Source organism: Nesterenkonia sp. NBAIMH1 (assembly GCF_007922635.1).
Taxonomy (GTDB): Bacteria; Actinomycetota; Actinomycetes; order Actinomycetales; family Micrococcaceae; genus Nesterenkonia; species Nesterenkonia pannonica.
In genome coordinates this window covers 2,659,699-2,672,476 of the sequence record NZ_CP042335.1, presented here as the reverse complement: position 1 = coordinate 2,672,476, position 12,778 = coordinate 2,659,699, and the positions used below count along the sequence as shown (strand labels likewise).

At 62.6% G+C, this 12,778-nt stretch carries 13 protein-coding genes and 1 tRNA gene; 11 read left to right on the top strand and 3 right to left on the bottom strand.

What is annotated here, in order from left to right; all coding sequences use genetic code 11:
• The first annotated feature begins 9 nt into the window (after positions 1 to 9).
• Both rsfS and FS388_RS12835 read left to right on the top strand, forming a co-directional pair.
• Positions 10 to 390, top strand: coding sequence for a ribosome silencing factor (gene rsfS / locus FS388_RS12840; protein WP_146341766.1), 381 nt, complete (start codon positions 10 to 12; stop codon positions 388 to 390).
• Positions 391 to 440: 50 nt separating this feature from the next.
• Positions 441 to 513 (top strand) — tRNA-Ala (locus tag FS388_RS12835).
• Between the two features lie 105 nt (positions 514 to 618).
• Here the strand turns inward: FS388_RS12835 and FS388_RS13370 are convergent.
• Positions 619 to 741: a hypothetical protein gene (locus FS388_RS13370; protein ID WP_256369555.1), complete on the bottom strand. Its 123-nt coding sequence runs from the start codon at positions 739 to 741 to the stop codon at positions 619 to 621.
• A gap of 249 nt (positions 742 to 990) precedes the next feature.
• On the opposite strand from FS388_RS13370, the gene FS388_RS12820 reads away from it, so the two are divergent.
• Both FS388_RS12820 and FS388_RS12815 read left to right on the top strand, forming a co-directional pair.
• Positions 991 to 2,457 carry an aldehyde dehydrogenase gene (locus tag FS388_RS12820; RefSeq protein WP_146341765.1) on the top strand — a complete coding sequence of 489 codons (1,467 nt, stop codon included), beginning with the start codon at positions 991 to 993 and terminating at the stop codon, positions 2,455 to 2,457.
• A gap of 118 nt (positions 2,458 to 2,575) precedes the next feature.
• Positions 2,576 to 4,429, top strand: coding sequence for a DUF2075 domain-containing protein (locus FS388_RS12815; protein WP_146341764.1), 1,854 nt, complete (start codon positions 2,576 to 2,578; stop codon positions 4,427 to 4,429).
• A gap of 14 nt (positions 4,430 to 4,443) precedes the next feature.
• Here FS388_RS12815 and FS388_RS12810 read toward each other — a convergent pair whose 3' ends face one another.
• On the bottom strand, positions 4,444 to 4,758 hold the full coding sequence (locus FS388_RS12810) for a hypothetical protein (RefSeq protein ID WP_146341763.1): 315 nt from the start codon (positions 4,756 to 4,758) through the stop codon (positions 4,444 to 4,446).
• Positions 4,759 to 4,801: 43 nt separating this feature from the next.
• Here FS388_RS12810 and FS388_RS12805 point away from each other — a divergent pair, with 43 nt between their 5' ends.
• Positions 4,802 to 5,554 (top strand): SOS response-associated peptidase, encoded by a 753-nt coding sequence (locus tag FS388_RS12805; RefSeq protein ID WP_146341762.1) that lies wholly within the window; start codon positions 4,802 to 4,804, stop codon positions 5,552 to 5,554.
• Between the two features lie 14 nt (positions 5,555 to 5,568).
• Positions 5,569 to 6,108, top strand: a complete 540-nt coding sequence (locus FS388_RS12800) for a DUF4269 domain-containing protein (protein WP_168198715.1) — start codon at positions 5,569 to 5,571, stop codon at positions 6,106 to 6,108.
• 157 nt (positions 6,109 to 6,265) lie between these two features.
• Here FS388_RS12800 and FS388_RS12795 read toward each other — a convergent pair whose 3' ends face one another.
• Positions 6,266 to 7,120 carry a hypothetical protein gene (locus FS388_RS12795; protein WP_146341760.1) on the bottom strand — a complete coding sequence of 285 codons (855 nt, stop codon included), beginning with the start codon at positions 7,118 to 7,120 and terminating at the stop codon, positions 6,266 to 6,268.
• A 535-nt stretch (positions 7,121 to 7,655) separates the two neighbouring features.
• On the opposite strand from FS388_RS12795, the gene FS388_RS12790 reads away from it, so the two are divergent.
• From FS388_RS12790 to FS388_RS12770, 5 genes are all read left to right on the top strand, one after another.
• Positions 7,656 to 8,573: a metalloregulator ArsR/SmtB family transcription factor gene (locus FS388_RS12790; protein ID WP_146341759.1), complete on the top strand. Its 918-nt coding sequence runs from the start codon at positions 7,656 to 7,658 to the stop codon at positions 8,571 to 8,573.
• Positions 8,570 to 10,048: a Fe-S cluster assembly protein SufB gene (sufB, locus tag FS388_RS12785; RefSeq protein ID WP_146341758.1), complete on the top strand. Its 1,479-nt coding sequence runs from the start codon at positions 8,570 to 8,572 to the stop codon at positions 10,046 to 10,048. Before FS388_RS12790 ends, sufB begins: the two co-directional genes overlap by 4 nt.
• Positions 10,049 to 10,168: 120 nt before the next feature.
• Entirely contained in the window at positions 10,169 to 11,452 is a 1,284-nt protein-coding gene (gene sufD, locus FS388_RS12780) for a Fe-S cluster assembly protein SufD (RefSeq protein WP_146341757.1), read from the top strand.
• 51 nt (positions 11,453 to 11,503) lie between these two features.
• Positions 11,504 to 12,259, top strand: a complete 756-nt coding sequence (gene sufC / locus FS388_RS12775; protein WP_146341756.1) for a Fe-S cluster assembly ATPase SufC — start codon at positions 11,504 to 11,506, stop codon at positions 12,257 to 12,259.
• Between the two features lie 77 nt (positions 12,260 to 12,336).
• Complete coding sequence (locus FS388_RS12770; protein ID WP_146341755.1) at positions 12,337 to 12,663, top strand: metal-sulfur cluster assembly factor; 327 nt, start codon at positions 12,337 to 12,339, stop codon at positions 12,661 to 12,663.
• Positions 12,664 to 12,778 lie beyond the last annotated feature (115 nt).

Here is a 12,778-nt window from a genome sequence, read left to right as displayed (position 1 = left end):
CTTGGTGTGATGACTGTTCCTGACAATGTGATTGCTGAACTGCGGACCGCGGCGCACGCCGCGTCTGAGAAGTTGGCGACGAATATCTCCGGCCTGGATGTGGGGGAGAGGCTCGGCATCACCGATGCGTTCCTGATCTGCTCTGCGCCGTCGGAGCGGCAGATCAATGCGATCACCGATGAGATTGAGCTGAAGGTGAAGCAGGAGCACGGCTCCTCGCCTCTGCGGCGTGAGGGCAAGGACTCCGGGACCTGGGTGCTGTTGGACTACGGGCACATGGTGGTCCACATTCAGAACGAGGAGCAGCGTTCCCTGTATGGACTGGACCGCCTCTACGCAGACGTGCCGGTGGTGGACCTTGATTTGGCTCCCGGCTCTGAGCAGGTGTAATATATAGGGGTTGCCGACGCAGAGATGCTGAAGCAGTCAAGCAGGAAAATGGGGCATTGGCGCAGCTGGTAGCGCGCCTGCATGGCATGCAGGAGGTCATCGGTTCGAGTCCGATATGCTCCACAATCTGGAAAAAGACCCGCCCGGTGTGGCGGGTCTTTTTCGTGCGTCTCTGTCCGCCAGCGATAGAACGTCCGAAGACTGATCTGGACCGAAGCGGCGTGTGCGTCAGAGTGCAAGCAGCCCATCGACCACGTCAACGAGGTCGTCGCCCCGAACGTCCGGCGCGAGGAAGACTTCGCCAAGCTCACCTTCCAGCCGTTGGAACCGCATAATGAACGGTTCCAACATGGAAGCATGCTATCCCACCTCCTCGAGCCGTTCTCCAATGGGGCAAGGTCGAGCAGAGTCTCGAGCACATCGAGCACCACAGCATCTACGTGACCAGACATGAGGAGCTCATTCGCATCGGGGGCATACGTGTGTTCATCGTTGCTGCGGCAACACGCGGAGAGGAGTCCCACAGGATAAGAACGACTCTTGTAGCCCCTCGACCGCAGATCTATGATCCAAGTCACATTTCGCGTGAGGAGCCCGATCATGTCAGAGCAAGGGAACATCCGGAACAATCTCTGGATCAACGGACAATGGGTCGCCCCGGCAGAAGGGACGGCCTACGACGTAGAAGACCCCGCGACAGGCAAGGTGGTCGGCCAGGCCGCAGCCGCCTCGCCGGCTGACGCACACACGGCAGTGCGAGCAGCACGCGCAGCCTTCGACGACCAGCGATGGTCAGGCATGCCCGCGCGGGAGCGCTCCCGCATTCTGCTCAGAGCCGCATCCCTGATGCGTGAGCACACCGAGGAGCTCGCCCAGGCGGAGAGCCTCGACGTCGGCAAACCCATTACCTTTGCGCGGAACATCGACGTACCGAACGCCGCGGACCACTTCGAGTACTACGGGGCGCTTGCCCAGCAGCTCGACGGATCCGTCAGGAACACTCCGCTTCCGGCGCTGGCCTACACTCGCCGCGAACCCCACGGGGTTGTCGCAGCCATCAGCCCCTACAACTTCCCTCTGATCCTCAGCTGCTCAAAGATCGCCCCCGCACTTGCGGCCGGCAACACGGTGGTCCACAAGCCCGCACCCCACACTCCGCAGACCGCTCAGCTGCTCGCCGGCATCCTCCAGGAGGCGGGTGTGCCTGATGGGGTATACAACCTCCTCACTGGGCCCAGCCCGGAGCTCGGTGCGGCCTTGGTGGAGCATCCTGACGTCAACGCCATCGCGTTCACCGGCTCAACCGCTGTCGGCCGCCAGGTGGCACGGACCGCGGGGGAGCACCTGAAGCCTGTGGTCGCGGAGCTCGGCGGCAACGGTCCGAACATCATCTTCGAAGACGCGGACCTCGAGGCGGCGGTCAACACAGCCATCAGCGGGTTCATCTTCAACACCGGCCAGTTCTGCATGGCCGGCCCCCGACTCCTGGTCCAAGAGTCCGCCTACGAAGCGGTCCTGAACATTCTGGAAGGCGCCGTGCCGCACGTTCCGGTCGGCCGACCCAGCGACCCCGGAACCGTGATCGGCCCGCTCATCAGCAGGTCCCAGCTCGAAGGCGTCGAGGCCAAGATCCAGCAGGCGCTGGATCAGGGCGGGCGGCTCATCACCGGAGGTTCGCGCCTGGAGCAGGACGGCGGCTTCTACTTGGAGCCCACGGTGCTCGCCGACCTTCCCCAGGACGCGCCAATCATCCAGGAAGAGGTGTTCGGGCCGGTCCTCACCGTGCAGTCATTCAGCACGGAGGAGGAGGCCATTCGGCTCGCCAACAGCACCCCCTACGGTCTCGCGGCCGGGCTCCAGTCGCAGAACATCAGCCGCGCGCACAGAGTCTCGGCGAAGCTCGACGCCGGCATCGTCTGGGTCAACGGCTGGGGCATGCTCGATGCGGCAGTGCCCTTCGGCGGAGTCGGCGACTCCGGATGGGGGAGGGAGTCAGGGCCTGAAGCGCTGGCCTCCTACACACGCACCAAATCCGTCATCGTCGCAGTCGACCAGGAAGCCTCCTGACGACCGAAACAGCCAATGTCGCGCTGAGCGGCGTACGCCGCGGGTAGGCTGACAGAATGATGACGGCGAGGATGCGGCGCATCTGCGCCAGCCTGCCCCGACCTTTTGCGGGGTCGCCATGACGAAGACGTCGGAAACCCTGGACATCATCTCCTTCGACTTTGCTCCTGGGGCTGAGCACAAACTCCGCGAAGAAGGAACCCGCCTGCAGAACTGGCCGGCCGTCTACCTGATCAGGAACGAGCAGAACCGCACCATCTACGTCGGCGAATCCACTAATGTTTCCAAACGCATCAGCCAGCACTACGCCAACCATGAGAAGACCAAGCTCAGGGCGCTGCATGGTTCACGCGCCAGAGAGTCGCGCGTCATCTTGGACGACGAGTTCAACAAGTCGGCCGCCCTGGATCTTGAGGCTTTCCTCATCCAACACCTCGCGGGAGACGGCAAGTACCACCTGCTTAATCGCAATGACGGCATTGTCGATCGCAATTACCACGGCAAGAACAGCTTCCAAGCTCGATTCCGCGGCCAGCTTTTCGATCAGCTCAGACAGCATGAGATCTTTCGCAAGAGCATCGAAGAGATCGAAAACGACGACCTGTACAAACTCTCCCCGTTCAAATCACTTGAGGAAAACCAAGAACGAGCTGTTCGAGACATTGTCTCGCTGCTGCTGAGAAGTCTCAGCGGTAGGACCGCGGCAGGCTCCATCGTCGTCGAAGGAGACCCCGGGACGGGGAAGACAATCGTCGCAGTCTTCCTCCTCAAACTGCTCGTAGACATCGGCACAGCTGCTGACACCGATCCCGTGCAGGAGGAAGGTGAAGGGTCAGAGTTCAGCGAGTTCTTCACCCGAGAGAACCGGCTGGCCATCAGGTCCCTCCTGGAGACCGGTAACGGGATCGGCCTAGTAGTCCCTCAGCAGTCGCTGCGCGAATCGATACAACGGGTGTTCCGGCGAATCCCGCATCTCCGTGCGGACATGGTGGTCAGTCCCTTCACAGTGGGGAACTCCGACACCCGCTATTCCTTGCTCGTTGTCGACGAGACGCATCGCCTCTCTCAGAAAGCTGCCCAAGCGTCGGGCCCGCTGAACGGAACCTACCGCGACATCAACAGTCGACTCTTCGGGGATGAGCCCGACGGGGCACTTAAGACGCAGCTGGACTGGGTGCAGCGGCTGAGCGACCACCAGATCCTGCTTGCTGATCTGTCGCAGACCGTTCACGCCTCGGACCTGCCCAGGGAGCACCTTCGCGGCGTCATTGCCAAAGCCGAAGGGGAGGGCAAACACCACAGGCTCCGCTCCCAGATGCGAGTCCTCGGCGGCAACGACTACATCAAGTACATCAAGTCGCTCGTCGGCGGAGAACCCCCTCGTCATCCCACACGCTTCGGCAGCGATTACGAGTTCACCATGTTCGAGGATCCGGCGCAGATGCACCACGTGATCCGTGAACGCAATCAGGAGTTCGGGCTCGCCCGCATGGCAGCGGGCTACGCGTGGGAGTGGGTGAGCAAGAAGGACGGGTCGCTCACCGACATCCGCATTGGTGACTACCAGGCGCGCTGGAACTCGCGAGTGAAGGATTGGGTGGACTCACCCGGCTCGCTCGAGGAGGTCGGCTCCATCCATACCCTTCAGGGTTATGACCTCAACTACGCCGGGGTCATCATCGGCCCCGATCTGCGATACGACCCGGATGAGGACTCGCTATGGTTCGACCGAAGCAGCTTCTTCGACAAGCGGGCCATCTATCGCAATAAGCAGAAGGGACGAGACTGGACTCCCGAGGAGCTCCTCGAGTGGGTCCGCAATGTCTACTACGTTCTGCTCACTCGCGGCCGCCGTGGAACATTCGTCTACGTGTGCGATCACAACCTCCGCGAGTACCTTCGCCCGTATGTGCCCGATTTCGAATGGTCCGACCAGAAGGCCACATACAGGCGAAACCGCGACCACCGGTGACGTGAGACTTCAGATCACGGGCGCACCGTATCGACGGCCCATTCCCGTGCCTCGCTGATCTCGAGGTCGAAGGTGAGGATCTCGCCATTGTCTATATCTTTGGCCTGGACCTGGTACATCGGGCGCTCCAGCAGCTTCGCCGCGTCGGTCTTCGGCAGACGGCGGACCCTGGTCCACCACCCCTCATGGCGGCCGATCCAAAAAATGGGCCGCGAACAGACCACAAACCGGCGATCCTCAAAGATAAACTTCAGCGGGGCACCACCCGCAGTGGTCCACACCTGTGCGGTGCGCACCTGCTGCCCAGTCTCCAGAGTCTCAGCGCTCATAGAAACAAGAGTAGAACCAGATCCTGACACGTAAGCTGACAGCATGTGCGGCCGCTACGTCCAAGCTCGAGCCACCGGCGATCTCGCCGCCGCACTCCACGCCGACCACGACCCCGACTACCAGCACCAGCCCAGCTGGAACATCGCACCCACCGATACAGTCCCCATCGTTGTGGAAACCCTCGTCGACGGAGAAATCCTGAGGCGCCTCGGCCCCGCCCGGTGGGGACTGCTGCCCCCGTGGGCCAAGGACAGAACCTTCTCCTCAAGAACTTTCAACGCCCGTTCTGAAACCGTCACCACCAAACCCAGCTTCCGCTCCGCAGTACGGCGCAAGCGCGCCATCGTCCCAGCCGAGGGCTATTACGAATGGCGCACCGAGGGGCGGACGAAGACCCCGCACCTCATCAGACCCGCCGACGGCTCTCTCATGCTGTTCGCCGGCCTCTGGGAGAGCTGGACGGACGGAGAGGAGACGATCGTCTCCACCACCATTCTCACCGGCCCAGCACCCACAGCTGATGACGCAGTCCTGCGTGAGCTCGGTGCCCTGCACGACCGCACCCCACTGGCTATGACGCCCACACTTGCCGACCAATGGGTTCAGCCCGGCGAGCCCACCAGCACAGAGCTGGAAGAGCTTCTCGACGAAGTGCGCGGGGGAGTGCCCGAGGTGGCACGCCTCTGGGAGATTCACCCGGTCGGCCCCGAGGTCGGCAATGTGCGCAACAACGGCCCCGAACTCATGGCGCCCGTGCCGAGGCTGTTCTTTTCCCCTGAAAGCGACCCCGCATGACTGAGGCACCCTGCATGACTGCAGCAGAGGCTGAGCGACAGCTCTTAACCAGCGACTATCTGCGCAAGGGGAACAGCAGGCAGCAGCGCGCTGCCCGGACTCTGGACCAGCTGCCCCTCGATTCGATGCCGCAGGTCGAGGAATGGGCCCTAGCAGGCACCGTGCCGCTGGACATCGATCTCCCGAACTCCGACCTGGACATCCTTATATCGACCAGCCAGCCCGCGAAGGTTCGCGATGACCTCACGACCTGCTTCTCCCATCGGTCCGATTTCAGCTCGTGGGCACATGGCCGTGAAGCAGGTGCGTGGTGCGCAGCCTTCACCATGGGGACATACCCGATCGAATTCTTCATCCAACCCACTCCCGTCAGGAAACAGCGGGCCTTCAGGCACTTAGTGGCTGAATACGTGCTGCTCACCCGACACGGTGAGGAGTTCCGCGAACAGATTCGGCAGCTGAAGAGCAGCGGTATGAAGACTGAACCAGCCTTCGCCGCTGTCCTGGGCCTACGCGGAGACCCATATCTAGCACTGCTTGAATTGCCGCTATAACGACCTTGGCGCCCAACGCATGCGCCCATTTCCGCGTATTCGAAGCGTCTTAGCAAGCATCCCTCTTCCTGCCGTTCAACACGAGTGGCCGTGACTCGCTCTGCGGAAGGGCGCTGCCGAAGTTGGGACGCGAGCGTTGATTTCTGAGCCCGTGATCTTAGACGCAACGCGCCCCAGTTGGGGCCGGTGCTCCGCCCCCAACCTGGACATCAATGCGGAGGTTTCGCCCGCCCGGACAGCTTCCAACTTCGCGTATGTACTCGCTGGCTGACGCAATAGCACCAGATGCCACGACGCAAGCCACCACGTTAATGGCACAGATTGAGGCGGTCAGGACAGCTGTTGAGCCGGCCCTAATCGCGCTCTGGTCTGTTTGATTGAGCAGAATGTAGAACCCCTGATCTGTGTCGCCGAAGCTCAGATCTGGCGTGACGTGCCCCGGTTCAGTGGGAGGAGCGGAAGCGTTCTGAGAGATGCCGAAGACGCTTCCGTCAGTCAGCGAATACTCGTGAAAAGTAGTGCCATCAGACTGAGTGACGGTGTATGAAGCTCCCGTGTCCTTAAGGTCCCCTTCGATCGATGCCAAGTCCGCTGTCGAGAGGTGTACTTCTTCGGAGCTGAATGTTTGCTCTTCTGAAAGGGTCTCGGTGGAGGTCTGCTGGGTTTCGGGCTTCGCGCTTGCCGCGCCTGCATAGGCAGGCGGACCTCCGAAAAGGACCGCCAAGACTGATATCAGCGGGACTGCGGCCAGGCTGCGGCTAGTTGTCTTTGTATGCTTCATCTTGGACACCTTCGGTAGGGGACTTCCGTTCTCTTCCCGCACCCGCAGAGCATCTGCTTGGCGGCCGACCCAGGCATTGACCAGCGCACCGAGGAAAATGATGAAGAGCGCTGGTAGTACGTCAGCCGGGGCCCAGCTGGTGTTGGGCAGGAGAACTTTGAGAAGCAGGTAACCAACGCTCCCTCCCAGCATTACAACTGCAAATCGGGGAGCGAATTTTCGCGCTGGCATGATTTCAGTCTCCTTGCCCTTCTACTGGACAGATAGTCCCCTGGGGCGGACGTTCTGGGACCCGAGGCATGGGGTGGTCCGGCCGAGGGTTGGAGATGCCTGCGGGGTCGCCGGAGCCTTAGACCTCGCCAGATTCGCTCAGTTCCCAGCCGGAATGGGTCCCCCACACAGGCACATTTGGGACAGAAATGACCCAGTCTCGGCGAGGAACAAGTCCACGGAGGCGAGCACATCCTGCCGTCCGCGGCGACCAGGGCCACAGTCGCGTATACATCCTCCGACTCTTCTGACCTACGGCTGGTTCCCATATGACCCCGCCATGACTGACGATGCTGCCCCGGACATACCGGCTGAAGCCTGAACCATCACCTCCAAGGGGAGACGTGGGATGTCAGGGCGGGGAGCGCAGACATCACGGATGCACTCCCAGAAGAATCCGGTGGTGAGCAGACCTTACCGGGCGGAGACGCGCTGAAGGCCACCACTAAGGCCTGCCTTGCTGGTGCCGCAGATGCGAATAGGTCAGAATTGACTTATGCAATCGGAAGCCGGCACTCCAGCGCCAGCAGCGGAGACCCTCGCGCCCGAAGCGGACGGGTCCACCCGTGAGCGGGTGCTGCAGCTCGTCGTGGAGGAGGGGCCAATCTCTGCGGCCCAGCTCGGCAAGAGGCTCAGCCTCACCCCCGCAGCGGTCCGCCGGCACCTCGACGCCATGACCGAGCAGGGCATCGTCGAGATCAAAACCGTCACAGGATCCAAGCGCGCGGCCGGACGGCCCTCGCGCCGCTACGTGCTGTCCTCCCGCGGGCAGCAGATCCTGGGCGACGACTACCTGAACCTCGTCCGGGCCGCTCTCCAGGTGCTGGACCAGCACGCTTCCGGCGAGCCACTCGCAGAAGCAGGAGCCGACCCTCAGCTCACGCCCGTGGACCAAGCCGGGATCGATACCCGTCAGGAAGCGGCCGCCGACTCCTACGGGGCACGCACCCTCGCCAAGGAATACTTCTCCGGCTTCGAGGCCCGCTACTGGGAGCAGCTCAGCAGCATCGAGGACCTCGACGAACGCTCCGAGAAGCTCGCCGAGCTCTTCAACGACGACGGATTCTCGGGATTCACCCGGCTTGTGGGCCGCGACAACCCCCTTCTGGCCATGCAGTCCACCCAACTCTGCCAAGGTCATTGCCCCGTCCGGGAAATAGCCGCCGCCCATCCGGTGTTCTGCGAGGAAGAGACCGCCATGATCTCCCGACTGCTGGAGGTCGATGTCCGGCGGCTCTCAACCCAGGCCGCGGGAGCACATGTATGCACAACACACGTCCCGGTCGGACGCGAGAAGCTCGCTGCTGAACGCAGAGCCCGTGCAGAACAGGGACCACAGACCACCGCCGCACCCAGAAGGGGCGGCCGGAAGCGAATCGTAATCTCCCCGCGTCAACAAGAGAGGCTGTCATGACGGACACTCAGAAGGCTGAAGAGACCCTCAAGAACACCGACGACCCCGGAGTCATCTCCGAGATCCTCGAGTCCAACCCCGAGCTCAAAGACCTCGGCAAAGGCTACGAGTACGGGTGGTCAGACTCCGACGCCGCCGGCGCCGCCGCCAAGCGCGGCATCAGCACCGAAGTGGTCGCCGACATCTCCGGCAAGAAGAGCGAGCCCGAGTGGATGCTCAAGCTCCGCCAGAAGGGCCTGAAGTACTTCGACCGCAAGCCCATGCCCACCTGGGGCGCGGACCTCTCCGGCATCGACTTCGACCAGATCAAGTACTTCGTGCGCTCCACTGAGAAGCAGGCACGCACCTGGGAGGACCTCCCCGAAGACATCCGCAACACCTACGAGCGCCTCGGCATCCCTGAGGCAGAGCGCGACCGCCTCGTCTCCGGCGTGGCAGCCCAGTACGAATCAGAGGTGGTCTACCACCAGATCCGCGAGGACCTGGAGGAGCAGGGTGTCATCTTCATGGACACCGACACCGCCCTGAAGGAGCACCCCGAGTTCTTCGAGGAGTACTTCGGCTCCGTGATCCCCGTGGGCGACAACAAGTTCGCCGCCCTCAACACCGCCGTGTGGTCAGGCGGCTCCTTCGTCTACGTTCCCAAGGGCGTCCACGTCGAGATCCCCCTCCAGGCCTACTTCCGCATCAACACGGAGAACATGGGCCAGTTTGAGCGGACGCTGATCATCGCCGACGAGGACTCCTACGTCCACTACATCGAAGGCTGCACCGCACCCATCTACGACACTGACTCACTGCACTCCGCAGTCGTCGAGATCGTCGTGAAGAAGAACGCCCGCGTGAGGTACACGACCATCCAGAACTGGTCCAACAACGTGTACAACCTCGTCACCAAGCGTGCCGTGGTGGACCAGGGCGGCACCATGGAGTGGATCGACGGCAACATCGGATCCAAGGTCACCATGAAGTACCCAGCCGTCTACCTCACCGGTGAGCACGCCAAGGGCGAAACCCTCTCGGTGGCGTTCGCAGGCGAAGGTCAGCACCAGGACACCGGCTCCAAGATGGTGCACATGGCCCCCAACACCTCCAGCAGCATCGTGTCCAAGTCAGTGGCACGCTCCGGGGGGCGGGCCTCCTACCGCGGACTCGTCCAGATCAACTCGGAGGCTAAGAACTCAGCGAACTCCGTGGTCTGCGACGCGTTGCTGGTCGACACCATCTCCAAGACCGACACCTACCCGTACATCGACATCCGGGAGGACGACGTCACCCTCGGACACGAGGCCACCGTCTCCAAGGTCTCCGAGGACCAGCTGTTCTACCTCATGTCACGCGGCATGGCAGAGGACGAAGCAATGGCCATGATCGTGCGCGGCTTCATCGAGCCCATCGCCCGTGAGCTGCCCATGGAATACGCCCTTGAGCTCAACCGGCTCATCGAGCTGCAGATGGAAGGCTCAGTGGGCTGACCACCCCCTCGCACGCTGTCCGCGGTCCCACCCTTGGGGCCGCGGACGAGCTGTGAGAGGCTCACTCAGTCCCCACCCCTGACACCGCGTCAACACACACCACAGAGGGAAGAGAAAACGATGACCAACACCCCTGCCGAGCAGGAGGAGAAAGTCGCCGGAGTAGACGTCGGCGAACGCCGCATCTCCATTCCGGGCTTCACCGAAGAGGGCGAGACCCTCGCCGAGACTATGGACGACAGCCACAGCCACGGCGGCCTCGGCGAAAGCCAGGAGATCACCTCCGGCGCCGGCTCGCGCGCCAAGCGCACCGTGAGCTTCGACCCCGCCGACTACCCGCAGCCCACCGGCAGGGAAGAGGAGTGGCGCTTCTCACCGCTGAAGAAGCTGGCCTCAGTCCTCGAAGACACCCCCACCGAGGGCGCTCCCGTCGACTACCAGATCTCCGCCCCCGAAACCGCTGCAGTGTCATCCCTCACCGCCGACACCAGCCCTCGCGGATCCGTGCTGCAGCCTGCCGATCGCGCAGCTGCTATCGCCTCCAAGCAGACACCGGAAGCTCTCTACATCCAGATCCCCGCCGACACCGAGATCGAAGAGCCCATTCGCGTCGACATCACCGGAGTCGAAGCAGGCAAACGAGCCAACAGCCACATCGTCCTCGAAGCCGCCGCGCACGCCAAAGGCACCATCGTCCTCGAGCACCGCGGATCCGCGATCTTCAACGGCAACGTCGAGATCAAAGTCGGTGACGGCGCAGACCTCAAAGTCATCAGCCTCCAGCGCTGGAACAGCGACGCCATCCACACCGGCCAGCACGACGCCGAAGTGGGACGCGACGCGAAGTACAAGCACGTGGCCATCAGCCTCGGCGGCGAAATCGTCCGGCTCAACGTCAACTTCCGCTACGCCGCAGAAGGCGCCGAAGCCGAAATGTACGGGCTCTACTTCGCCGACTCCGGCCAGCACATCGAGCACCGCACCTTCGTGGACCACAACTCGCCGTCCAACAAGTCCAACGTGCTCTACAAGGGCGCGCTCCAAGGGCAGACGGCACGCACCGTGTGGATCGGCGACGTTCTCATCCGCAAAGAGGCAGAGAACACCGACTCCTACGAGAAGAACGAAAACCTGGTCCTCACCGACGGCGCCCGAGCGGACTCCGTGCCCAACCTGGAGATCGAGACCGGCGTCATCGACGGCGCAGGCCACGCATCCTCCACCGGACGCTTCGACGAGAACCACCTGTTCTACCTCATGGCCCGCGGCATCCCAGAGGAGATCGCCCGTCAGCTGGTGGTCCGCGGCTTCCTCCACGAAATCATCCAGAAGATCGGCGTGCCCGCCATCGAAGAGGCCCTCCAGGAGGACCTCGAGAACGAGCTCAAGATCCACGGCAACTGACCTCATCCCCGGTCGCCCGCACACTTCCCAGACACAGAAAAGGACACTGACATGTCTACCCTTGAGATCAAGGACCTCCACGTTTCCATCGAGACCGAGCAGGGCTCCAAAGAGATCCTGAAGGGCGTCACCCTGAGCATCACCTCAGGTGAGAAGCACGCCATCATGGGGCCCAACGGCTCCGGCAAGTCGACCCTGGCCTCGACCATCGCAGGCCACCCCCGGTACGAGGTCACCTCTGGCTCCATCACCCTCGACGGTGAGGACGTCCTGGAGATGGGACCCGACGAGCGGGCCCAGGCAGGACTCTTCCTGGCCATGCAGTACCCCGTGGAGGTTCCCGGCGTCACCATGACCAACTTCCTGCGCACCGCCAAGACCGCCATCGAAGGCGAAGCGCCCAAGCTGCGAACCTGGACCAAAGAGGTCAAGGACGCCATGGAGAAGCTCAAGATCGATGCCGACTTCGCCAACCGAAACGTCAACGAAGGCTTCTCCGGCGGTGAGAAGAAGCGCGTGGAGATCCTCCAGCTGGAGCTCTTCAAGCCCAAGTTCGCCATCCTGGACGAAACGGACTCAGGCCTCGACATCGACGCCCTGCACGTGGTCTCCGAAGGCGTGAACCGCGCCCACGAGAGCAACAGCATGGGCACGCTGCTGATCACCCACTACACGCGCATCCTCAACTACATCAAGCCCGACTACGTCCACGTCTTCGTGGACGGCCGAGTGGCCGAGCAGGGAGGCCCCGAGCTGGCAGACGAGCTCGAAGCCAACGGCTACGACCGGTTCCTCGCAGCCGCCTGATTTCCCTCAACGAGGAATCAACCCTTGTGCGACATCGTTATGACGCGCAGGATTGAATGCAGAGAAAGGAGCGGTACATGACTGACACCGCAACACAGGCGCCGCTCGAGGACGTCGAAGAGGCGCTCAAAGACGTCATCGACCCCGAGCTCGGCATCAACATCGTAGACCTCGGACTGCTCTACGGCCTCCGCTACGAGGAGGACGGCGCTCTGGTGATCGACATGACACTCACCACCGCCGCATGCCCCCTGACGGACGTGCTCGAGGAGCAGGTCGGCCAAAACATCGGCACCATGGTCGACGAATGGCGGCTCAACTGGGTCTGGATGCCGCCATGGGGCCCCGAGAAGATCACCGACGACGGCCGCGAGCAGATGCGGGCCCTCGGATTCAACATCTGATCAGGCTCCACGCCTCACACTGAAACCGCGCACATGCGGCCCGGCTCCCGACAGGGACCGGGCCGCTGTCGTGCCCGGAACGCACCAACCCCAGCCCGGTACACTGACACGGGCC

What these genes read in the sequence shown, in the direction of transcription:
- rsfS (WP_146341766.1), top strand. Translation starts at nt 10, where the DNA reads ATGACTGTTCCTGACAATGTGATTGCTGAACTGCGGACCGCGGCGCAC.
- FS388_RS13370 (WP_256369555.1), bottom strand. Translation starts at nt 741, where the DNA reads ATGTTGGAACCGTTCATTATGCGGTTCCAACGGCTGGAAGGTGAGCTT.
- FS388_RS12820 (WP_146341765.1), top strand. Translation starts at nt 991, where the DNA reads ATGTCAGAGCAAGGGAACATCCGGAACAATCTCTGGATCAACGGACAA.
- FS388_RS12815 (WP_146341764.1), top strand. Translation starts at nt 2,576, where the DNA reads ATGACGAAGACGTCGGAAACCCTGGACATCATCTCCTTCGACTTTGCT.
- FS388_RS12810 (WP_146341763.1), bottom strand. Translation starts at nt 4,758, where the DNA reads ATGAGCGCTGAGACTCTGGAGACTGGGCAGCAGGTGCGCACCGCACAG.
- FS388_RS12805 (WP_146341762.1), top strand. Translation starts at nt 4,802, where the DNA reads ATGTGCGGCCGCTACGTCCAAGCTCGAGCCACCGGCGATCTCGCCGCC.
- FS388_RS12800 (WP_168198715.1), top strand. Translation starts at nt 5,569, where the DNA reads ATGACTGCAGCAGAGGCTGAGCGACAGCTCTTAACCAGCGACTATCTG.
- FS388_RS12795 (WP_146341760.1), bottom strand. Translation starts at nt 7,120, where the DNA reads ATGCCAGCGCGAAAATTCGCTCCCCGATTTGCAGTTGTAATGCTGGGA.
- FS388_RS12790 (WP_146341759.1), top strand. Translation starts at nt 7,656, where the DNA reads ATGCAATCGGAAGCCGGCACTCCAGCGCCAGCAGCGGAGACCCTCGCG.
- sufB (WP_146341758.1), top strand. Translation starts at nt 8,570, where the DNA reads ATGACGGACACTCAGAAGGCTGAAGAGACCCTCAAGAACACCGACGAC.
- sufD (WP_146341757.1), top strand. Translation starts at nt 10,169, where the DNA reads ATGACCAACACCCCTGCCGAGCAGGAGGAGAAAGTCGCCGGAGTAGAC.
- sufC (WP_146341756.1), top strand. Translation starts at nt 11,504, where the DNA reads ATGTCTACCCTTGAGATCAAGGACCTCCACGTTTCCATCGAGACCGAG.
- FS388_RS12770 (WP_146341755.1), top strand. Translation starts at nt 12,337, where the DNA reads ATGACTGACACCGCAACACAGGCGCCGCTCGAGGACGTCGAAGAGGCG.